A 21,868-nucleotide genomic window follows, 5' to 3' on the forward strand; every position below is an offset into this window, starting at 1 on the left:
CTACTCCGCAACGGGAAGAGACAGAGGCTTATGCTCTCTTCCGCCGTTGATCGTATATTGTTCGCTCCAGCTGTTGCCTTTGGCCGTATAGGTGATGGCACGCAGCAGCGCATTGGCTTTCAGCAATATTTCGTCGAACTCCTGATCCGGGTCCGAATCGATCACAATAGCTCCTCCAACACCAAGCGTCAGCTGGTTTCCCTGCTGTACAATGGTTCGAATTACTATGTTCAAATCCGCCGCATTGTTTACGCCAAGGAAGCCGATGGCACCTGAATAGATGCCTCTTCTTCTCTCCTCCAGCCGCTCAATAATTTCCATGCTGCGCTTCTTAGGCGCCCCTGTCATCGAGCCGCCGGGAAACACCGCCTTGATGCATTCATTTAACGTTGCCGTCGACTTGCGCTTTCCTCGAACCGTCGATACAAGCTGATGGACCGTCTCAAACGTTTCGATCTCCATAAGCTTCGGAACATGCACGCTTCCGACCTCGCACACCATGCCGAGATCGTTACGCAATAAGTCAACCACCATTAGATTTTCGGAGAAATCCTTGCCGCTTGTGCGCAGCCGCTCTTTCATCTGCTCATCTTCCAGCGGCGTACTTCCTCTGGCGATCGTCCCCTTAATCGGCTTCGCCTCAATGTTCCCCTCCGTATCGATCTTGACGAAACGCTCCGGCGAAGAGCATAAGATATGAAGATCATTAGCGCGGATAAAAGCGGAATATGGCGCCGGATTAATGATGCGCAAATTCAAATATAGCGACAGCGGATTGACCTCAAGCTCTGTCGAGATGGAGTTGGTCAAGTTAATCTCATAGCTTTCGCCGTCAATCAGGCACCGCTTCACCTCTTGAATCCGTTCCTTATATTTCTCGTAGGACTGATGCAAGTTAAAGGTAATCGGTTCTTCAATGTAAGCTTGCGGAATAACGAAATCATCCAAATGAGCAAGACGTCTCTCTATTTCCTCGAACCAGCCTTGAGCCTCCTCCGCATATTCGGTCAAGCAGAGCAGGTACATCTGCTGCTCCAGCGAATCGAAGACGATAAGCCGATCCGCGAACATGAACATGGCGTCTGGCTCCCCGTTCGCAGGTGCCGGATGTTCAGTTAGGCGCCCCCTGGTTTCATAGCCAAAATATCCAACAAAGCCGGTGTTAAAATCGAAAGGCAGCTCAGGCGATTGCCAAGCAAATTGCGCAAGCTTCTCATCTAGATATTGAAAGATGTCCATATTCAACTTCTTGCGCTGCGAGCCTTTCTCTTCCGTTACACACCTCTTATCCGCATCATAGTAAACGGTAAAGCTAAGCGGTCCAGTCGTATCCCCCATGAAGGAGAAGCGGGACATATTTCCATCCGAGCGGTTGCTATCCAGCCAGAAGGAATGGGAAGCGCCTGCGAACAATGAACCAAATACTTGAGCCGGGTCCAAATAATCGGTTAATCGACGGGACATGACCTGATACGAGGCTTGACCTGCCTTGTCAGACTTGCCTGCCCTTACACGCTCTGAGCCTCGGGTTTCCTGCAAGCCTTGAGCCCTCGGTATCGAATACAGCTTGGACGCAGCGGACAAGCGGTGAAAATTTTTCAGAATCGTTGCCCCGTACTCGCTGGCAATCGACTCCGGATGGAACTGCACGCCCCAGTGAGGCTTATTCACGCGGCGTATGCCCATATTCAAGCCATCGCCCGTCCAAGCGATAGCGCGAAGCTGGCTCGGCAGTGGATTCGCTAATAACAGGGAATGATAGCGCACAACAGAGAACGATTCCGGGATATCCGCAAACAGCTCATCCCCATTGTGATAGACTCGGCTGATCTTTCCATGCATGACCTCTGGCGAATGAATAATTTGGGCCCCATGGATATGTCCCATCCCCTGATGGCCTAGACATACACCGAGTATCGGAATATCGTCTTCCATGAGCGCCTGCGAACAAATGCCGAAGTCGGCCGGCACGTCCGCGCTGCCCGGTCCTGGAGAAATAATAATGTTGTCGAAAGGAATTTCCCGTTTCAGCTGGTTCCAGTCGTACGCATTGTTGTACACAACGGTCGGCTCCTCCCCATTGATCACGGCAACCATCTGGAACAGGTTATAGGTGTATGAATCATAGTTATCAATGATTAACGTTTTCATGTAAGCCCCCCTTACGCCCCTGGCGAGCAGTATTGTCCGTATCGATCCTCACTTCGGCTGCTATATAAGGCGGCGTCTGGAATACATATTGGGTTAGCTCGAGCTCCCAATAGCTCCTTCCGTCCGCAGCTTGCAATGGATGAAAGCCTTTCTTGTCATAAAAGGAGGCAAACGCCGCATTCTTGCCCGTTTCCTTATAGATGCCTATCAGCTTGGTGCAGCCGCGGGCAGCGGCCGCTTGGACTGCTGCATCAAGAAGCACGTCCTCAGCACCGCGCCCGATGGCACGGCAGGACAGCAGGAACGTGTCGATCCAGGCCGACTCTGCTGCTTGGCTTAGAATACAAACGCCTACTAGGCCGTATTCTCCGAATCGATCCTGCAAGCTCAGCACAAGAATATCTGTATCCGGGCGGCGCCCAAGCGTTTCAATATCGTACACGCTGTATCTTGTCGTATGGAGATTGAATTGGTTCGTCCTCTGGCTTAGCTGCGCCACACGGGCAAGCTCTTGATCGGCTACCCGTTGTACAACGGCCCGCATACCCAATGAGCTCAAATACTCCTGTACGCTGCGGAACAAAGGTCGCATTTTCTCTCTCTCCAAGCTCGCCCTGTACATTTCCCCTCGCCTCCGGTCCTCTTGCGAAAGAGCTAACGTATCGAACAGTCCGCTTGAAGATAACTGAATCGCGTACCGATAAGGCTGCTCAGCATTCAATGCAATCGTTGCGACTTGGGGCAGCATCGTGCGGATTTGTTCGATTTCGAACGGACTGTCATCGGCCATCACCATACTCGACAAATCGATGCACAGCTCCTTCGCAATTCGCTCCAAATTGACGATCTTAGGCTCCCAATTTATCTGATAGCTTGCAAAATGATGACGCTTCAGCAGCATACCTGGATGCCGGTCAAATACGCCCCATACATCCTCCTCATTGTTCTTGCTGCATAAGGCCAGAATGACCCCGCGGCGGTGCAGGTTCAAAATTTCCTGCTGAAACTCCAAATACGCAGATTCTCCGCGGCCTGTGCCGATACGGATTCCAGCGAGCCCATCCTCGGCGACAATTCCTCCCCACAGCGTCTGGTCACAATCAAGGACCAAGCATTTTTTGCTCATTCCTTTGCCTGCGGCGATAAATCTAACGATCGAAGAAGCAATCTCCCGGCATCCGACCTTAGAGTACGGAGCCTGATGAATATGCCAGCCTCGCGGATCATAAAATTGACTTGCTCCTGTTCTCATCACCAGCTGAGGGAGATCGAAATAATAAGCATAAGGCAGCTCCTTCAGCATAGCGGCTGTTTCCCGATTCATGTCCGCAATGAGCTCAGCTGGTGCTACACCGACATAGGAATCCAAGATCCCGCTATACGAATGCGTCAACGGGACGAAGCCGCTCCATAGAATCATCGCGTCTGTTCGCTTCCTCACGGCTGCCAAGACCGACTCCGTATACTGTCGAACGTATGCCTTTTCCTCCGCTATTTGCTTCTCGGTCAAATCAGGAAGCCCGCTGCTAAGCCTCCGGGAGACAGTCTCAAGCCGGGGGAAACCGATCAAGCAGTCCGCCTGCTTAAGCAACGACTGATTGGCGGGCTCCTCTACGTACTGGAGAATATTGTTGTACGGGCTATAGTGAACGTTTAGGCGAACGCCTCTTTGCATCGCAAAGTAAGTCAAATAGGTTGTCAGCACCGGCTCTAGAACGATGTCACGCAAGATGACAACGTTCCATTCCGGCCCGTCCAGCTGCCCCGACTGACGGACGCTCTTCACGACTTCCAAGTAGCTCGCCGACCAGCCGTTCGTCATCACGACCCCTCCGCCGCCCGATTCGCGCTGTTCTGCCGATTCCGTATGAGGCCGATGATCGAATCCAGACGCAAAAAGTTTTCCTCCAGCAGCTCCTCTTCCCCGAAGGCGATCCCGTACTCCTCCTCCAACACAACCATCACTTGAATGGCGTTAATCGAGTCCATACCAGCCAGCTCCAGATTGTCGCGAACCTTCGGACTGGATATCCAGGCAGCCTCTTGATTCAATACCGCAGCAATAATGTCTACTACCTTCTCTTCAAGCTCCATTCGTCGTTTGCTTTCCCCCCACCAGAACAGAGTGCTTGCCTGCGAGCCATTCTAATGAAGCATTGATGATCTCATCCCCTATTCCGGCATGATTCGTAGGGTTAAATCGCGGCGCCTTCGACTCCATGTCAACCTTCAAGGAGTGCCAGGTAACAGAGGAATAGCTCTCATTCCAAGCAGACTGACAGCCAATAAACCATAAGATGCCGCCTGCCGCCTTCGGCTCGATAGACTGTGACGCCAATTGAGACACCCCGTCACAGAACACACGACTGATCCTTTCCGCTGAAATATAGAATGGGATGCAGCCTAGCTGGTTCAGCCATTGGATTCTTTGGTCTGTTTGTGCAGCGTCGGCATAGACGAAATCATGTCCCGTCCACTCGTCCTCGTTCTCAGCCACTTCAAAGGCAGGAGCACAGGAGCCGGCAGAGCCCAGACAGATCATACGATGAATCGGCACCTTACCCGACAGCTTCGCAGCGATCGGTATACTTACACCCTTGGCTACCAGAGAAAGGAGAGCGTTAGGGAAGGCTTCTCTTATATAGGCAATCATGGACAGAATATCTTCCCCCATTGTCTGCACCGTAACGTCCCGCAAATCTCCCGAGCTGTCTCCGCAGCCGCGGTAGTCAAACAAAATGCAAGGATACCCTTCTGCCGACAAATGCTGACCCACCCGATTGTAGAGAGATAGATGCTCCTCCTTGAACATCCCATACCCGTGAAGGAATAAGAAAACCTCCCCCTTTGCCTCCTGGACCGGCTCATGAATAACCGCAAACAGATGTCCGTTAGGAACGGGAATGATCGTCTGTCGCATAGGCGCTTTATATTGGTCCGTCTCGCCCCATTGATCCCGAAAGAACCCGGAAGTGATGTCCATGACCTTATCCCGTTGAGGCTCAAGCTCATACAAATGATCAGCGTTCGGAATGATGTGGAACAGCTTTAATTCCTCCTCTGACAGCCTCCGTCGAAGTTCAGGAACCGTATCGCCGATCAAATGATCTTCTTCTCCGAAAATATACAAAATCTTCAGTTTATTCTTGAGCAGCATCAGCTTGTCTACGTACGATTGCTCTCCGATGTCATAATTAAAATATCTCGGGTGCGTCCATGATCCGTACATATCCAAAGCGAATTTCTTATCTGTACCTGTCCGCTTCAAATCGTTGTTGACTTTCTTCCCCTTGGCAACGCGCGGGTCGTTGTCCGGATCCGGATCCAGCAGCGACGGTGACCAGAAAGCAATTTCTGTATGAAGCGCTGCTCCCTGCTCGCCTGATAAATAATCGACGATTAATCTGCACCCCTCCGAAAATCCGATGAACCCGATGCGCTCCCCATCAATGCCGGGCTCGTCCAGCAATCGATTCACTACAGCGCGAAGCTGCCTAACCTTATCCTGATAGGTAAAGGCATGGCTTAATCCGGAGCTCACTCCGCAGCCGAGGAAATCGAACCTTAAGCTCGCAATTCCGATATCTCGCAGCCTTCTCGCCGCTGTCACAAAAAATTTATTCTCAACGATCCGATTCGATTGAAAGCCTGCGCACATGACGACGATGGGCACAGGACCGGCACTGATGGGCTGAGTCAATACGCCATGCAGAATCCCCTCTGGAACATGAACTCGATAAGTAGCCTCCATCTCTTCCTCTCCCCTATCAACAAGTAGTCAAGCATCATCACACCAGTTTATTGAACAGCGGCGTCAGCGCTGCATCCTCCAGCCATCTTATTGGCCCGCCGCCTGCCGATTTCTCGTAATCCTGCAGCGACAGCTCGCCTAGCACAAACGGCTTTAACAGCTCCACCTCGCGCTCGGGAAATTTATTGTAGAAATAATCATGGCTAGCTCGAATCGAAGATTCATAAAAGTTGCTTTCTCTAGGGTGAGCAAGATGATAATTGATCGCCTTTCTTTCCCTCTCGAATAAGAAGCCATGACGATGAAGCCGGTAGCCGAACTCAAAATGCTCAAAGCCCCAGCCCGTAAACTGCTCATCGAAGCCCTTCGTCGCCTCAATAGCTTCAACATGCATAGCCATATTGCCGCTGAATGTCGAGATCCAAGGGATGCCGCTTCGACTGCGGCCCTCCACGTCATACAGATGATCGACCAGCTTGGAATAGTAGGTTTCCTTAGCGATTTTGCTGTCCGTTGCGACGATTTGATTGATTCTAGCTTCATTTGCAGCTGGGTTCTTGAAATAAAGCTCCTTAATAGAGCCGATGCTCACAGCCTGCGGATTGTTCTTCAGCCGTTGCAGATGCCTGGCTGCAAACAGCGGATGCGGTATTCGGTCGCAATCGTTAAAGATGACATAATCATGTCGTAAAGCTTGGAAGGCTGCATTGCGAGCGCCGGCTCTGCCGCGGTTCGGCTGCTTGACATAGCTAATATCCAGCCGCCCCTGCAGCTTCTCCACGATCGAATCAGGAGAATCCGTCGAGCCGTCATCCACCACAATAATATGAAGGCCGCTAACTTCCTCTTGTCTAGTGAACCCTTCCAGCGTCATCAGCAGAGACTGGGTTTGATTATAGTGAGGCACAATAATATCAACGCTCATCGTTTTCTCTATAACCTGCCTCTCTTATGGGATGTTAACCGCATATTTCTCGATGAATGCGGCCAAATTATCGTAGCTGTCAAGTACACCATCATTAATCGCTTCCTCGAAATCCACTTCGAATTTATATTTTTCCTCTAACAGCACCATCAGCTGCATTTGCGTTAACGAGTCCATGCCCAGATCCTTAAACTGCGTTCCGATTTGCTCAAGATCCTCGTCGGTCACCGCTCCATCCGCCGCTTCCTTAATCAATGCATGTATCCCCTTCAAATCAATCGCACTCATTCTCATTTTCCTCCCCTATTCGTCTTTAAACAGCTAAATTACTGCGCTTCTCCTCCACTTTCGTAAGAATGCTGTTAATCGTATTAAAGTTTTTCAACAGCAGCTCTGAATCTTCAAATTCAATGTCATAGCGTGTTTCCAGCTCTACGATCAACTGAATGGCCTTCATCGAGTTCATCCCGAGGCTGCTTAGGTCGACATGCGAATCGTCAACAGGCGTCTCTAAAATTTCGGTCAGCATGGCAACAATCTCATCCTTTAAATGTTCCTGATGCATGTGATGCCCTCCTTAATTCGAGTTGGTTAAGCCCCTTAAAAAAATAATCTCTGTCTTTATCGCTTGTGTGATCGAATTGACGAAGGCCTCCCAGCCTTCTTGCCTCAAATAGGAGAGACGCATACACCGTTTAACAACGTTTCTCCAAGCATTTAGAATGCTGTCCGCAAGAGAGGAAGAAACAGTCTGAAAGTATCTCTCGCGTCCAATAAGAATGCTTTGTAGGTTTCCGAAATACCGCTTATAATCGAGGTCCTTCCTCAAGTCTCCTTGTCTACCCAGCAGTTCATAGACTCGAGGAAGCACCTGCTCTACCGCCCTGCGATACGAAGCTTCATAGTCCGTCGATAGAATATGCGGGACCAGCTGCTCCTTCGGCACGACAAGCTGCTTTCGCTGAAGCCGTAAGGCGGTGCGATCCAGCTCCTCAAAGGCCTTGCGCAGCACATATTCTTTCACCTCCCCTCCCATATTGCTGAAGATCGGGTCCCACACCTTAATCGTGCCGTCGCTTGCCTTACAGGCGGGGTAATAATGGACCAGCCGCTGAGTCAAGTAATAATCGGCAGCATATGGAAGCCAGTACGCATTCCCTGGAATGATGACCAGCTCGTGGACCGGCAGGTCATCAAAGGTGAGCTCCGTGACGCTTAACTCATACTTTGCTCTTAGAAATTCGATCAGCTGTGGAACTTGAATACAGCCTCTTAATAGTTCTTCATCCTCGTCATAATAAAAATCCCAGTTATACTGAATGAATGCCTCCTGAGATAAGCCGTTCTCATGAAGCCAATACGCAACCGCATTCGCCTCGCAATCAAAATCGCCATAGATTGGAGTCCAATTGTCACCCATACTCATTCCTCCACACTTATAGGGAACCATTATCCGCATGAATGACCGTGCCTGTAACCGAGTTCGAACGGTCTTGAAGCAGGAAGGAGACGCTTTCTGCCACACAATACGGGTCGGTTTCCTTCTTTAATGATGTGCGGCTGTATATTTTCTCCTTCAGTTCCCCGGATAGAGAGGCTGTCATCGCCGTGTCCATAAAGCCTGGCGCAATACAATTGGAGCGGATTCCCCATCCTCCCCACTCTCTTGCCACACCCTTCGAGAAGGATTCCAGCGCCCCTTTGGTTGCCGCATACATACTTAGTCCCTTGTAGCCCGTTGAAGCGCTGACAGAGGTAATATGTACAATGGAGCCGGCTGTTCGATGCAGAAGCATATTGCGAATACATAATTTCGTCAGCATCATAGGGGAGAATACGTTGACATTGAACATCGTCTTAAGCTCTTCCAGATTAGCGTTCGTTACAATATCGTCATAAGCGTGCGCGGAGTTATTGACGAGCCCGTAGACTGCTCCTAGCGGCTGAATGCTCGACTTGAAGAAGGTCTCAAGTCTGTCCGGATCGGATAGATCGCAAGCGAAGCGTATATATCTACCGGCGGAGGCCTCTTCCATCTGCTGAGTCCATGGCGTTGAGCCTCGGCTTAATCCAATGACTCTATATTCGGGAAGCTTCAGAATCGTCTCGACGATACATGCGCCTAGTCGGCCTGTGTCGCCCGTTACAATGACCCACCTCATAAGCGGCTCTTCTTTCCGGAACGGTTACGGTACAGCTCGTCCACAAAATAGACTTGGCGCGGTATTTTCCAAGGCTGCAAAGGAAGCTCACTAATCTTTCTTGCCATCGTCTCTCTCGACACATCCTCTCGTAACACGATCTCTGCGACCAAAATATGGCCGACCATTTTATTGCTCCTGCCCTTAATGACCGCATCCGTCACTCCGTCCAGCCTCTTAATTTCATCCTCCACTTCATTCGGATTGACTTTGTATCCCCCAACGCTAATCAGCTCGGACTTACGGTGTACGAATCGGAACTGTCCATTGTCCGCTCGCTCCACTACATCCCCTGTTGGGTACCACACATCATCAATAAGCGACAGCTCCCCGCCGCCCGCTACCTTTCCTAGAAACCGACGGTGAATGAGCAGCTCCATATCCTCACTTATCCGAATATCGTTCTGCAGCCAAGACGGGATCGTAAACGTCTCCCCTTCGGTTTGAAGCAGCGTGCCCAGCTCCGTTGACGCATAAGTGTTCCGAATGACCGCATTCGGGAAATAAGTCCGAAGCTGCTCAACCAGCTGCGAATCGAACCGCTCTCCGCCAAACGTCAGGTTAGCCACCTGCGTCAGAGGCTCCTTCAGCTGACTAATCAGCGTCCGGTAATAAGTTGGAGTCGCTGAAATGCGATTAACCCCGTAGCGACGCACAATCTCGGCCGCCGCAAGCTTGTTCGGTTTGCTGAACAGGTCCACAATCAGGTTCCCATTCAGAAAGGCTTGCAGAAACACCTGTATCCCTGCGATATGAGTCGGACTGTATGCGAGTCCCCATACATCCTGGGCGTATTTGGTGCCGTACCTCACATTGCGGGTCAAGCTCTCAAAGGTTTGGTGCACCAGCTTTGGCCGTCCTGTCGTCCCTGACGTGAACAGTCCTAAGGACCAGCTGTCTTGACCAGATCGGATTCGCTCCATCAGCTCGGAGACACTTTTCAATGCCAGACACGGCGTCGGCACCGTCTGATACAGCTCATCCGTGCAGCCGATCCCCAGGCTCGCCAGCTCCTCCGGTGAAAGATCCCCATCCAATACGGTGACCGGGCAGCCAACAGCCATGCTATGGATCAGCCTTAGCAGCAGACGGTAGGTGCTTCGTTCATAGATATAGCGGCCCGTTGTCTCCAAAGTATTAAGATCGGATAACAAATCTTCATACGACCAGATCATCTCTTGCGCATAATCGGCATAGAAGCTCATCATTGCACCCTTCCTCTGCCAAGAATGCTCAGCACGTCCCCAACCGTGTTCACCTGCATATTTTCCACAAATATATCGATACCGACCTGATCCTCCAATTTAACCGTTAATTCTGCCAGATCGAAGGAATCCATGCCCAGATGACCGCGAAGGGATAAGTCTTCCGCATAGGTTTCTCTGACCGTAAGCCCCTTGCGGCTGGAAATCTCCCTTAGAATGTCAAACAGCATTGCTTCCACGTAATTCCCTCCCCTCTATGGATTCGAATATAGCTTGTCTTAAGCTTGTTTGGGCCGCCAGCTCCGCTTGTTGAAGATGGATGCACTTGTCTCTAATCGACGGCCGATTTACTCTCCGGGACAATTTAAATTTGACGAGCGTATTCGTAATAATCTCAGCCTGCAGCGAACAATCGCTAAACCGTGACGCCTGAACCTCAAAGCCCCCATAATATTGAAGAAAACGAGAAAATACATAACGGGAGCCAGCAAGCAATGTAAAAGCATTCACCAAGCGATCGATCATTCCGCCTGGCTCGAACAAAGCATCCTCTCTGTCATCCAGCAAGCTGTCCACCTCTAGATAGAAGCGATGATCGTCCGGGAATTCCTTAATCCGGTCATGAAGCCGTCTGCTAATTTGGTCCCGAATAACCGCTTCTTCCGGGGGCTGTCGAAATAGAAGCCAGAATACTCTCTTATCCGAGTTCTCGAACGTCTGCTTCAGCAGATGATCAGGTAACGGTTGTACAATAAAGTCGCCCATTGCGCTGGCGTTATCATCCAGCACGTAATGTGTCGCCGCTCCTCCCTGCTGCTCCCGGCCCGCATAGATAAATCTGTGCTTGACGCTCGACTTTTGGTAATGAAGCTTCTTGTAGGGGAGGTCATATAGGTTGCAGGTCAGAATAGGGAATGCTCCCCGCCCCAATACGTCCATCAACAACGGCTCCGCCTCGGCGAAGGACTCCACCTGCGTCTGATGCCATTCGATATGCAATAAAGACAGCTCCTCCGGGCTAAGACATTCCCCCTCATACAGCCATCTGCTCTTATTCTGTTCAATAAATTGCTCTCTCAGGTCTGCCGTTCGCTCATAGCTTGTATAGAATAGCCATTCGATCGGGAAGCCAATATGCTTGCAGTAGCTTACAATTTGAGATTGTATGCAGTTAAAGTATTTGTTCTCGTATCTCGGCAAATGATTCAGCACTCTGTCACCCCCGCCTCGTTATCGAAACTATTAAACTTAACCTCGACCCATCCCCGAAGACTATTAATCATCCACACCCTCGAAGCAAGGGCCAGCTCCACTCGGGTTATTACCCGCTCCTCCAGCTGTCCTTGCTCCAGCAAATAGGCTCGAAACGTTCCCGGCAATAACCCGCACTCCACAGGAGGCGTATAATGCTTGCCGTTCAGCTCAAGGACCAGGTTGCCGATCGTAAACTCGGTAAGCTGCCCCTTCTCATTCCATGCCAGCACATCAAAGACTTCCGGAAACCGCGCTATGAATTCGTTATAGTGCTTCCGGTTCGTTGTTTTGTGGTAGAGGAACGGATTGGAGCTGTCGATGGGAACAGGCGATAACATGGAAGGCTGGATTCCTATAGCCTGCTCTGGATAGGGGAAGCCCTCCACCTGTATGACGCCTTCGCGGTTTGCGGTCATTCTTACCCGTTCCAATGCACGTGTGGAGCTTTGAGCATGACGGTCAAGTGCCTGAAGCAGCTCTTCAGCCTGCAAGCGAATCCCGAAATAGCTGGAGGATTTGACCATCCGCTCTACGTGATGCTCAAGCAAGAAGTAATGTCCGTGCTCCAGCCGTATCGTTTCAATAAGCAGGTCGTTTCCAAGCGAGAACGTTCCCCTCATAAGCGCCACTCCCCCTTGACAGGAAGCTGATCCAGCTGCTTTCGCAGCAATTTACCGGTTGATGTTCGGCGAAACGAATCCACCAGCACATACATTCTCGGAACCTTGTAATTGGACAGCTCCCCTTGGCACCACGATGCTAGGCTTTCGAGGCTGATCGGCTTATTCACGGTGAAATATGCCCGTATAAAGTCCTCATAGACCACGACAGCCTCCTGAATTCCATCGTAGGCACGTATCGTGCCCTCAATTTCTTGCAAATAGACTTTTCTTCCCCCGATAATGACCAGCGAGTCCGACCGGCCCAGATGCCAAAGTCTACCGTCTGCATCAAATCGGCCTATGTCCTGCGTAGAAAGCCAACCGTCCTGGTACCGCTCGAAATGCAAGCCTCCTAAATACGGGGAATGCTCCCACCGGACAAAAATGCCTTCCTCATCTGCCCGCAGCTCCCTTCCTCGCATAGGCAATCCAACCGTACCCGGCGCTGTTCCCAGCACATCTGCAGCAAGCGTGCCGGTTTCGCTCATCCCGTATAGCTGCCCAACCGATACTCCATACTTGTCGAGAAATGCGCGGTGCGTCTCCTGCTTCAACGGCTCGCCTGCACAAATAGCAGATCGCAGGGACGGCAGCTCCATCCGCTGACCATCCAGCATGGCCATCGTTTCATAATGGAAGGGGACGCCATACAGGACCGATACCTTAAGCTTGCGTATCATACGAACGATCTGAGGCGCTCTGCTGCTGCACAGGATGACGCTGGCGCCCGCATTAAGCGATGTTACGACTCCTGTAAGAAGCCCGAACGAATGAGAGATAGAGCTTAGTACCATGACGACATCGTTCTTCTGCACCGCACCGGGAAAGCTTAAGAAATGCTGCAGCTCCTCCCGAATCGACGCCGCCGTTCTTCCCACTACTTTGGGGCTTCCGGTTGAGCCAGAAGTGAACAGGACGAGTGCGTACTCGGGCTGCTGCTGCATATCCTTCTTGTCTTGCAAACACCGAACCGTAAACTCAACCTCTTCTGCAAAATTAGAAAACGCACTTTGGAGCGGCGGGGCTTCCACCACATAATGAGGCGTGTAAGCGGCAATGTTCCGTTCAGCCTCAGTCGGCTTCAGCCGGGAATCCAAAAGCACAATTTGTGCGTTCAGCTTCCAAATCGCAAGCAATAGAACAATCGAGGTCAGCGAATTCGGAATATGAACGGCAATGGAGCAGCCCCCAGTAACACCATGGGCAGCTAAGAGTGAAGCACATTCCTCCACCTTTAGCCTTAATGAACTATAGGTATAAGAGCTCTGATCCATATAGCTTATACAAGGCTGATCTGGCGGCTTGTTCGACATGATCATGTCATAGAGATGAGATGGAATAACCACGGGAAGCGACCTCCACGTCATGTAGAATGTGAAACTATCGTTGCAATGATCTTCCTAAAAACGATAGGAGAAGACAATAAGATCTTAAAAATGTACGAGCCTGTAAATTTAAAAGCCGGCCTGTACAGCGTTGCAAAAAGAAAGTCGACCAGCTTATACTTTAAATACTGGAAGGGGCCCCCTAAAAATTAATGAATGAGGATATAGCAGATATGGAACTTGAGAACCAGTTAACCCGGTATGAGAACAAGTACTTTAACTGCAGCCACTCCCTGCTCATAAGTTATCTGAATGAGCTAAAGTACCCTGTCGAGCTTCTCCTCTATCGGTCGTTGGAGAATACTCAACGTATTTACAACCACTTTATCCGTCACGGGGGCGCGAAGTGGAGTTACCCATATGACATCCTTTCTAACGAGGATCTGCTGAAGCTGCATATCCGTTCCAACTGTCGGAGAAGTGTTCATTTTGGGGAGGTGGAGCTTGAAATTCAAACGTTACTGCATGCTGGACAACCCGTATTTCTATCCGTCGATATGTTCCATCTGCAGCATAAAACGGAACAGTATAAGCAAAGCTCTCTTCCCCATACTGTGATGCTGGTCCATTACATCGATTCAAGGAGGGATGTCGGTTATCAATTATTTGATGATGACCATAAGCATGCGAGCGACTATAATCGTTACTTTTATCCCCGGCATGTCATTGAAGAAGGCTTCGATAGTCCAGCATCCGAGCATGCATTCATCTCTCTTCAGCTATCGCCTCCAGACCTGAACGCAGCCGTGGACGAAACATCGCAGGCTTGGGTCAAATGGCTTGCTGCATATGATGATGACTTACAATACTATGAAAGCCTGCAGTCCTTTCTGTCTGACTTGTCCCGCATCACGCCTTTGCTTCTGGTCGACATCTCCGAGCGTTGGTGTGCCTCTCTGGCGCTAATTACAGCATCACGGAAGATATTTGCCCGTTATCTTCGGTCCGTCAACGGACCTGCTCGCAGCATCGAACAGCTGCTTACGGCCGCTAAGCATAGCGAGATTATCAAAAACCAACTAAGAAGAAAGGTAGCGCTGTCTCATACAGACACGGCCTCTCTCATCGATAGGTGCGCTCAATTAAAGAGGCTGGAAGGGGAAATGGTCACTAGCTTGAAGGATTTTTATTTATAAAATTCAACTGATACAGGAGGTTGCTAATGTCGAGCTATACGGATAGGCTAACGGACTCCAGCCTGCAAGCGCTGCGTGAGGCGCTTGAAAGGGAGAACTTCTTTACTTGCCTGATCCTGCAGAATGGGGCTTGTCGCTTTGAATATTTCCGTAACGATGTTCACCGCAAGAAGCTGCAAAAAATAAATTCCTGCACCAAGAGCTTCGTGTCTGCACTAGTCGGGATCGCTGTGGACAAAAAGTATATTCCAAGCCTGCATACTCCTATTGCGGAGTATTTTCCCTCTCTGCGCAGCGATGCAGACCCGAGGAAGCAGCACATTACAATTGAACAGCTGCTAACGATGTCCGCAGGCTTCGATTGGCCGGAATTTGGCGTTTGGAATTATAACCCTCCAATGCTTCAGAGCGAGAACTGGATTGATTTTGTCTTGGCCAGGCCCATCAAGGACACGCCCGGCGAATCGACCAATTACAATACGGGCTGCTCTCAGCTGCTTACGGCTATTCTTCAGCAGGCGACAGGAAATGTAGGCTCTTTTATGGAGGAGCAGCTGCTTGCTCCGCTGAGCATTACGAGCTATCGCTGGCAGGAGGACCCGCAAGGTATCAAAATCGGCGGGTATGGCCTGCATCTTAGGACAGCCGATATGGCGAAGTTCGGTCAACTGTTTCTAAATCATGGAGTGTTCGATAACCGTCAGGTTATTAGCGAGGAATGGGTGCGCGCAAGTACAACCCCTCGTTACGAGAATGACAACCCTGTAGCTCGTATGATTGGGCGCTATGCGTACCACTGGTGGTGCTCTGAATTGCCGAGTGGCTACCCTATTTATTTCTCCATCGGCTTCGGAGGACAAATTATCATTATTGCGCCAGCGCTAGATATGGTTGTCGTCATGACAGGGGATAATTACAGCAATACACTTAGACCAATGAATCTGTTCAAACAGTACATTGCTGCGTAACCTACGCTTCAGGGTAGAGGCAGGTATTTCAAAATCTCACAGGTCGGTGAAATTGTATGGACATAAAGGTATTGTCTTGGAAGCCAGACTGCATCCTCCATCCCGGTTACATCGATTATTGGCATTTGTGGGAAGAAGGCTCTATCGTTGCAGTTCAAGTGTTTAACCCTATTACCCTATTAATGAGGAAGAAGAAGATAAGTCTTCAAGCGGGCGAGGTCGTGCTAATATCCAATAAGCACAAATATATTCGATTTCATAATGAATCATCGTCTTATGGTCGGCTGCGGGGACTTGTCTTCTATAAACGGGGCCTGAGGGTGAATCGCAATTTCTGCAAGATTGCTTCCTGCTCGGACATCACAGCCACCATGAACAGACTGTTCGAATCCAACCCGTTCCGGCCGGAGGTTATCCAGCACTTGCTCGACAACTTTATTATCCCAGAGGAGCCGGATCCCTCTTGCACCGCTGAAGCGCTTAACGATGCTCAGATCGACAATAGACTGATCAAATTGAATCGGTACATCCGCAAAAACTACGCCAATCCAAACTTGACGTTAGGCGGACTCAGCGATTTGATTAAATTAAATCCAACCTATATTTCCAATTGCTACTCCAGAGTATTCAAGCGGTCTCCAATCTTTCATTTGAACACGATTCGGATCAATCACGCGATCAAGCTGCTTGAATCGGAGGATTTGAAAATTATCGAAATTGCTAACCGGGTTGGTTATTCAAGTGCCGCTCAGTTTAGTTCCATGTTCAGAAGATACTACGACATGTCGCCGAGCGAGTACCGTTCTAGGGCGATTAGATAAAGACAACACAAGAGGGCTGTCCCACAAGCTTTAGACCTTAATAAGTCAAAATGGTTGAGCAGATCTGGTAATATCTGCTCAACCATTTTAATTTTCTATCCATACTCGCTTTCTTCAGCAGATTATGGGCTCTGCGCAGCCGTTTTAAAGCATATGAATATTAATTCGAAGCAATCGTTTCCGAGACCTTCTTATGGCTTGCCGATTTCAAGTACATCATGTAATACGCCGCTGCACAGATGACAACGAGTCCAATATCTACTGCAATCAGCAGCTGATAATTGTGGAATAGGTCGAAGTTGACTCCCCCTGCGATCCCTGCGATAACTCCGCCTATTTGATGCACTAAGAGCAGAACCCCTACTTGGAGCCCGATAGACCCGCCCTCTTGCTCGATCCGCTCGGTCACGACAAGAATACCCCCAGGTATCGCGCCCAAATAGCTAGCCCCGAATATTACGGAGAACAATATCGGGCTTAAATCCAAGTGCAGAAACAGCATAATGAAGGCGCCAATTCGCATAACATACAGAATGGTCAATGCGAGAAGTCTATTCGTATGATCGAGCAAGAAGGAAAAGAGCAAGCCGCCGAAAACCTCTAACAGTCCAAGAAGGCTTAAGGAGGAAATAAACATCGCATCATGAACATGCGCTACCTGATGGATGGCCATTAAGTGTCTTTCAACCGTGCCCATATTGAACCCGCAAGCGAATAATGCAAACATAACAATCAAGACAACCGGAATTTTGCAATAACGAATGAAGTTGTTAAAGCCCTGTTTAACATCCGCGATTAAGGTTGTCTTAACGGCACTTAATGTATCGCTGGAGGCTGCCCCGCTCTTGTTATCGTCCTCATTGAAATTTTGCTTGTTTTCTTTAATAAATAGAATAGTGAATAGGACGGATACGATATTAACCGCGAGCAGAACCCAATATAGATTGACCCAGTTCAGCCATTCTTTGTAGCGGACGAAGAGCGGAGTAAGGACGGCCAAGCCCAAGGAGGCGGCACCGCCAATCAGCATGAGCGCCTTGGCCCGGTGATACTTAAACCAGTTATTGACCAGTACGTACCCGGCAGCAGAGCCGATTCCTCCTAGTCCGGCTATAATGCCGAACCCGATAAAATAACCGATTGGCCCCCTAAACCATAACACCACCAAGATGGACAAGCATCCGAATAAACCAGAGTATACCATCACCTTCTTATAGCCCCATCGATCAATCAGCATTCCGCCGACGGGCGCACATACTGCCGAAATCATGATGCCAAGCGACCAGGTTAAACTTAGAAACCCTCTGCCAACGTCCATGTCGCCTGACATTTCCGGCTGGTAATACGATTGAATGAACCTGGCCGTCGCCCCCAAAAATGTAAATACCCATAGTACGCTTAGCAGAAGCCAAGCGTATGGATTTTCTCTAGCCATATCGATGTCCCCCTAAATAACGAGCAGCTTCTGGTCCAGCAAATCGAGTACTTGTGTGCAATGATGCAAATCCTCCTCACTTAATACATTGGGCACAATAAATTTGGTAATGCCTGCTTCGATATAACGTCTTAAATAAGAGGATACCTGCTCATAGCTTCCAACGATCATCGGACCGACAAAATCAACCGTTGGGTAAAAGACTTGTCTCTCCTCCTCCTCCATACTGTGCTCCTGCAAATATTTGCTCTTAGCTAATCGTCTTTCGTAATATTTGGCATCTTGCTTCAGCGCCGATAACGCCGCCCTTGCTTCTGGCCGCGCCAGAAGCTGAACCTTGACGCAGAGCTCCAGCTGCTTCCCCTTCAACCTGCTGAATAAGTCGGTTACAGACTGTAAACCATTAGGCAGTGTGACGACTGTATCCGCGACAGCCTCAATGCAAGCTATACTTTCCGGCGAGCCGGAAAGCATAGGTACAAAGAAGTTCGGCATGAGCTCCCGCGGAAGCGCCAGCTTGGAGCTGAACTGCTGATAGGTATAGTATTTCCCGCGATAATCGAACGGCTCATTAGAAGATAGAAGCCCTCTCACGATCTCGCCGAACTCCCGAAGCCTCTCATATCGTTCCGGTTTCGATAAAGAATCGCCTACCTCCTCCAAATCTTTAGGAAGCGCTCCCGAAATCAAGTTCACATCTACTTTCCGATTATAAATGTGGGCAAAAGTATAAATCATCGACGCTGCCGTGGCTGGCTGCATCGTATAAGGCTGAACCGCCACAAGCGGGATATGACGATCTGTATGATGAATAATAGACGCTACGGTTACCCATGGGTCCAAGGTAGAATGATCGAAATAAACAAGCGATCCATCAAACCTGCTCTCGACCTGCTTCAACAGAGGAATATGCTCCCCGAACTCTCTCTCACGAAAATCTCTTGGAGGAAACTGCGAGTAAAATTGAATCGATTTGGGCATATATAACACTCCTTGTAAGAGCTTTTCCCCATCTTACTGCAAGATTCTAATCTATTACAATTGAGTATGTAAAAGTATTCGAACTTTAAATTTTAAAGTCCAGGAAATATTTTCATTGCTCTAACCCCGTGATATTATCTTACTGTCTCTATCGGACTATGACTCTAATATTAAAGGGGTGTACAAGATGACAGCTCATCGACTTGACTTACCATTTACCGATCTTATTGCGCAGACGGACCGTGAGGTGTCCGACCTCATTCAAGCCGAGACAACACGGCAAAAAACGAGCATCACGTTAATCCCTTCGGAAAACTACTCCTCCGTCGCCGTTCAGCTGGCCCTCGCTTCTGTGTTTACGAACAAATATTCCGAGGGCTATCCTTATCTCCGTTCCAAGGACAATCCTGAAGAAATTGACCTGACCAAGAACGGCCGCTACTATCAAGGGCAGCCGATCACGAATGAACTGGAGCGATTAGCAATCCGAAGAACATTGGAGCTGTTCACGCCGAATCCGGATGATTATCATGCTAACGTTCAAGCGCACAGCGGCTCTCCAGCCAATCTTGCCGTGCTTAGCGGACTCCTTGAGATTGGCGATACGTTAATGGGGCTATCGCTCGATTACGGCGGCCACTTGACCCATGGACACGACGTCAATATGACCGGCAAAATGTATAATGTGGTCAAGTACCATTTGAACGATAACTACGAAATCGACTACAACGAGATTGAGACCAAGGCGCTTGAGCACCGTCCGAAAGCGATTATATGCGGCGCTACCGCATACCCGCGGCAAATCGACTTTGAACGATTAGGGCAGATCGCGAAGCAATCCGGCGCTTATCTCATTGCTGACATTTCTCATATCGCAGGACTATGTACTGCCGGTGTACACCAGCATCCCTTCCCGCACGCTGACGTCGTGACCTCCACCACTCACAAAATTTTGCGCGGTCCTCGTGCCGCCGTCATCATTTGTAAGAAAGAGCTTGGCAAGCAGATCGATAAGGCGTTGTTCCCAGGGCTTCAGGGAGGCCCGCACATGAACAATATTGCCGGCCTGGCCATCGCCTTCAAGGAAGCCATGTCGCCGGAATACAAGGAATATGCGAGACAAATCGTCAAGAATGCCCGAGCATTAGCCGATCAGCTAAAGCTTTCCGGCTTCAAGCTTATGGGCGACGGAACCGACAACCACCTTATTCTGATGGATGTCGTGAACTCCTCACCGGAGCTTTCCGTCAAGCACGGGGCATATTTAGCAACCAAGCTGGAAGAGGCGGGCATCGTAACGAACAAGAACTCCATACCTGGCGATGACAAGCCTTGGTATCCATCCGGCATCCGCATGGGAACGCCAGCGGTCACAACTTTGGGAATGAAAGAGAAAGAGATGGTGCAGATCGCAAGCTGGATTGTGGAAGCAACGAAGCATGCGGAGGATAGCAGCCGACTTGCAGAGATTAAGAATCAGGTAGCTAACTTTATGAAGGATTATCAGCATCCGAATTATTTTATTCACTAATCCCGTACGGCGCGGCTGCGAATAACAGAAGAAGAGCATTCTTCAGCCTAGCAGCCGCTCTGCTTCGTCTGGGAGAACCCATGAGCCAATCAATGAGCCTTTATGCCTCCTGCAGGCTGCGCTTGCGGACGCCTAGCATTAAGCCATAGCAAATCAACAGAACGACAGAGGCGATCACATACGGATAGTTAATGTTCAGATCGAACAACGCTCCTGCCGCGATCGGCCCGGCGATATTACCGAGAGATGTGAAGGCTGAGTTCAGCCCGGCAACATAGCCCTGCTGATCCTCTGCCATCTTCGACATTTGGGTACTAATCGCCGGTCGCAATATATCGGTAGCCAGAAACACAATAAACGTTACGGCAAAGATCATCCAATATTGATGGACAAACAACGTTGCAAGAATGAAGGCGCCGGCAACAAGAAGGCTGACCGAGATGACTCTCCTTGTCCCAAATCGATTCAAAATCCAGCTGAACGCTGTCACTTGGACGACCGCGCCCGCAATGGAGCCGAACGTCAGAATGAACGCAATATCCCGGGGCTCGAAGCCGAATTTATGATCGACGAATAGTCCGAATACGGTCTCGAAATTCGCAAGTCCGAAGGACATGACAAGCACGATCACAAGACTAATAAAATACGGCTCGCGATAGGATCGAAGCAGCTGCTGCAGAAGACTGCTTCGCTGCTTGGCTGGCGAGGTTTCGACGGATGCATGCCTCGCAGGCCGGGACTCCTGAAGCAGCAGCACCGTCACGCACGCTGAAGCAATACCCGCAACCGCCGCACTATAGAAAGGGACCCGAATGCCGAATTCGGCAATATACCCGCCAAGGCCCGGCCCGATAATAAAACCTGTCGTAATGGCCGCCGTTATATATCCCATCCCAGCCGCCCGATCTTCCTCCGACGTGACGTCGGCGGCATACGCCATCACAGACGGCATAATGAGCGCAGCACTAATGCCGCCTAGAAGCCGTGAGGCAAACAGCAGCCATGGCGATTCTGCTATGCCGAACATCCACTCCGTTAATGCGAAGATGAGCATGCCGATAACGATCATTTTCTTCCTGCCATAGGTATCGGACAGCCGGCCGGCCATCGGCGAGAACAGAAGCTGGGTAAGCGCGAATGATGCTACAAGCAGACCCACCGCTGAGCCTGTTATGCCCAGCTCCTCCATGAACCTCGGCATAATCGGCAGAACAAGTCCGATTCCTGTAAACACGAGAAACAAATTCAGCATCAGGATCAGTAAAGCTCCCCGATTCTTCAGCAATAATGCCATTAATAATTCCTCCACGCTGCTAAAACATCTGATATTCTCTGCTGCTGCTGCATCCCTCTGATTAACGTTAAGATAGCCTCGGTATATTTCTTTCATACGTGATACGATCTGCATAATAAGGGGGTTGTGGTGTTGTAGCAATCTCACTCATGATTTGACCTCCGTTTA

At 49.8% G+C, this 21,868-nt stretch carries 21 protein-coding genes; 4 read left to right on the forward strand and 17 right to left on the reverse strand.

All coding sequences use genetic code 11. The features are described 5' to 3' along the window. The 14 genes from pabB to PXY01_RS17175 are packed head-to-tail and all read right to left on the reverse strand — an operon-like array spanning position 1 to position 13,495. Positions 1-2,151 (reverse strand): aminodeoxychorismate synthase component I, encoded by a 2,151-nt coding sequence (gene pabB, locus PXY01_RS17110; protein ID WP_127571493.1) that lies wholly within the window; start codon positions 2,149-2,151, stop codon positions 1-3. After that, positions 2,132-3,973, reverse strand: coding sequence for an HAD-IIIC family phosphatase (locus PXY01_RS17115; RefSeq protein WP_127571495.1), 1,842 nt, complete (start codon positions 3,971-3,973; stop codon positions 2,132-2,134). The genes pabB and PXY01_RS17115 overlap by 20 nt, the downstream gene beginning before the upstream one ends. Then, positions 3,973-4,245: an acyl carrier protein gene (locus PXY01_RS17120; RefSeq protein ID WP_127571497.1), complete on the reverse strand. Its 273-nt coding sequence runs from the start codon at positions 4,243-4,245 to the stop codon at positions 3,973-3,975. Before PXY01_RS17120 ends, PXY01_RS17115 begins: the two co-directional genes overlap by 1 nt. Next, positions 4,235-5,902, reverse strand: a complete 1,668-nt coding sequence (locus PXY01_RS17125) for an alpha/beta fold hydrolase (protein WP_127571499.1) — start codon at positions 5,900-5,902, stop codon at positions 4,235-4,237. The genes PXY01_RS17120 and PXY01_RS17125 overlap by 11 nt, the downstream gene beginning before the upstream one ends. A gap of 37 nt (positions 5,903-5,939) precedes the next feature. After that, on the reverse strand, positions 5,940-6,827 hold the full coding sequence (locus tag PXY01_RS17130) for a glycosyltransferase (protein WP_127571502.1): 888 nt from the start codon (positions 6,825-6,827) through the stop codon (positions 5,940-5,942). Positions 6,828-6,851: 24 nt separating this feature from the next. Continuing rightward, positions 6,852-7,115, reverse strand: coding sequence for an acyl carrier protein (locus PXY01_RS17135; RefSeq protein ID WP_127571504.1), 264 nt, complete (start codon positions 7,113-7,115; stop codon positions 6,852-6,854). A gap of 25 nt (positions 7,116-7,140) precedes the next feature. Next, positions 7,141-7,392, reverse strand: coding sequence for an acyl carrier protein (locus PXY01_RS17140; protein ID WP_127571506.1), 252 nt, complete (start codon positions 7,390-7,392; stop codon positions 7,141-7,143). Positions 7,393-7,404: 12 nt separating this feature from the next. Then, positions 7,405-8,247 (reverse strand): hypothetical protein, encoded by an 843-nt coding sequence (locus PXY01_RS17145; RefSeq protein ID WP_127571508.1) that lies wholly within the window; start codon positions 8,245-8,247, stop codon positions 7,405-7,407. Positions 8,248-8,263: 16 nt separating this feature from the next. Next, positions 8,264-8,989 carry an SDR family NAD(P)-dependent oxidoreductase gene (locus PXY01_RS17150; RefSeq protein WP_127571510.1) on the reverse strand — a complete coding sequence of 242 codons (726 nt, stop codon included), beginning with the start codon at positions 8,987-8,989 and terminating at the stop codon, positions 8,264-8,266. Next, entirely contained in the window at positions 8,986-10,236 is a 1,251-nt protein-coding gene (locus tag PXY01_RS17155; RefSeq protein ID WP_127571512.1) for an ANL family adenylate-forming protein, read from the reverse strand. Before PXY01_RS17155 ends, PXY01_RS17150 begins: the two co-directional genes overlap by 4 nt. After that, complete coding sequence (locus PXY01_RS17160; RefSeq protein ID WP_127571575.1) at positions 10,233-10,463, reverse strand: acyl carrier protein; 231 nt, start codon at positions 10,461-10,463, stop codon at positions 10,233-10,235. The genes PXY01_RS17155 and PXY01_RS17160 overlap by 4 nt, the downstream gene beginning before the upstream one ends. Then, a complete protein-coding gene (locus tag PXY01_RS17165) occupies positions 10,453-11,445 on the reverse strand; it encodes a hypothetical protein (protein ID WP_127571514.1) in 993 nt (330 codons plus the stop codon). The genes PXY01_RS17160 and PXY01_RS17165 overlap by 11 nt, the downstream gene beginning before the upstream one ends. Further along, a complete protein-coding gene (locus tag PXY01_RS17170) occupies positions 11,439-12,107 on the reverse strand; it encodes an aminotransferase class IV (protein WP_127571516.1) in 669 nt (222 codons plus the stop codon). The genes PXY01_RS17165 and PXY01_RS17170 overlap by 7 nt, the downstream gene beginning before the upstream one ends. Next, entirely contained in the window at positions 12,104-13,495 is a 1,392-nt protein-coding gene (locus tag PXY01_RS17175) for a class I adenylate-forming enzyme family protein (RefSeq protein WP_164744476.1), read from the reverse strand. The genes PXY01_RS17170 and PXY01_RS17175 overlap by 4 nt, the downstream gene beginning before the upstream one ends. Positions 13,496-13,707: 212 nt before the next feature. Here PXY01_RS17175 and PXY01_RS17180 point away from each other — a divergent pair, with 212 nt between their 5' ends. From PXY01_RS17180 to PXY01_RS17190, 3 genes are read left to right on the forward strand one after another with little or no spacing between them, the layout of a single operon-like run. Beyond that, positions 13,708-14,670 carry a hypothetical protein gene (locus PXY01_RS17180; protein WP_127571520.1) on the forward strand — a complete coding sequence of 321 codons (963 nt, stop codon included), beginning with the start codon at positions 13,708-13,710 and terminating at the stop codon, positions 14,668-14,670. A gap of 26 nt (positions 14,671-14,696) precedes the next feature. Further along, positions 14,697-15,638, forward strand: coding sequence for a serine hydrolase domain-containing protein (locus PXY01_RS17185; RefSeq protein WP_127571522.1), 942 nt, complete (start codon positions 14,697-14,699; stop codon positions 15,636-15,638). A gap of 56 nt (positions 15,639-15,694) precedes the next feature. Then, on the forward strand, positions 15,695-16,459 hold the full coding sequence (locus tag PXY01_RS17190) for a helix-turn-helix transcriptional regulator (protein ID WP_127571524.1): 765 nt from the start codon (positions 15,695-15,697) through the stop codon (positions 16,457-16,459). A gap of 160 nt (positions 16,460-16,619) precedes the next feature. Here PXY01_RS17190 and PXY01_RS17195 read toward each other — a convergent pair whose 3' ends face one another. Both PXY01_RS17195 and PXY01_RS17200 read right to left on the reverse strand, forming a co-directional pair. Further along, the gene (locus tag PXY01_RS17195) at positions 16,620-17,894 is read right to left on the reverse strand and encodes an MFS transporter (RefSeq protein WP_127571526.1); all 1,275 of its coding nucleotides are present in this window, start codon (positions 17,892-17,894) and stop codon (positions 16,620-16,622) included. 12 nt (positions 17,895-17,906) lie between these two features. Then, positions 17,907-18,875: an LLM class flavin-dependent oxidoreductase gene (locus PXY01_RS17200; RefSeq protein ID WP_127571528.1), complete on the reverse strand. Its 969-nt coding sequence runs from the start codon at positions 18,873-18,875 to the stop codon at positions 17,907-17,909. Positions 18,876-19,062: 187 nt separating this feature from the next. Here PXY01_RS17200 and glyA point away from each other — a divergent pair, with 187 nt between their 5' ends. Continuing rightward, on the forward strand, positions 19,063-20,406 hold the full coding sequence (glyA, locus tag PXY01_RS17205) for a serine hydroxymethyltransferase (protein ID WP_127571530.1): 1,344 nt from the start codon (positions 19,063-19,065) through the stop codon (positions 20,404-20,406). 100 nt (positions 20,407-20,506) lie between these two features. On the opposite strand, the gene PXY01_RS17210 is transcribed toward glyA, so the two are convergent. Next, positions 20,507-21,700: an MFS transporter gene (locus PXY01_RS17210; RefSeq protein WP_127571532.1), complete on the reverse strand. Its 1,194-nt coding sequence runs from the start codon at positions 21,698-21,700 to the stop codon at positions 20,507-20,509. Positions 21,701-21,868: the final 168 nt, after the last annotated feature.

Source organism: Paenibacillus xylaniclasticus, from assembly GCF_004001065.1.
Taxonomy (GTDB): Bacteria; Bacillota; Bacilli; order Paenibacillales; family Paenibacillaceae; genus Paenibacillus_T; species Paenibacillus_T xylaniclasticus.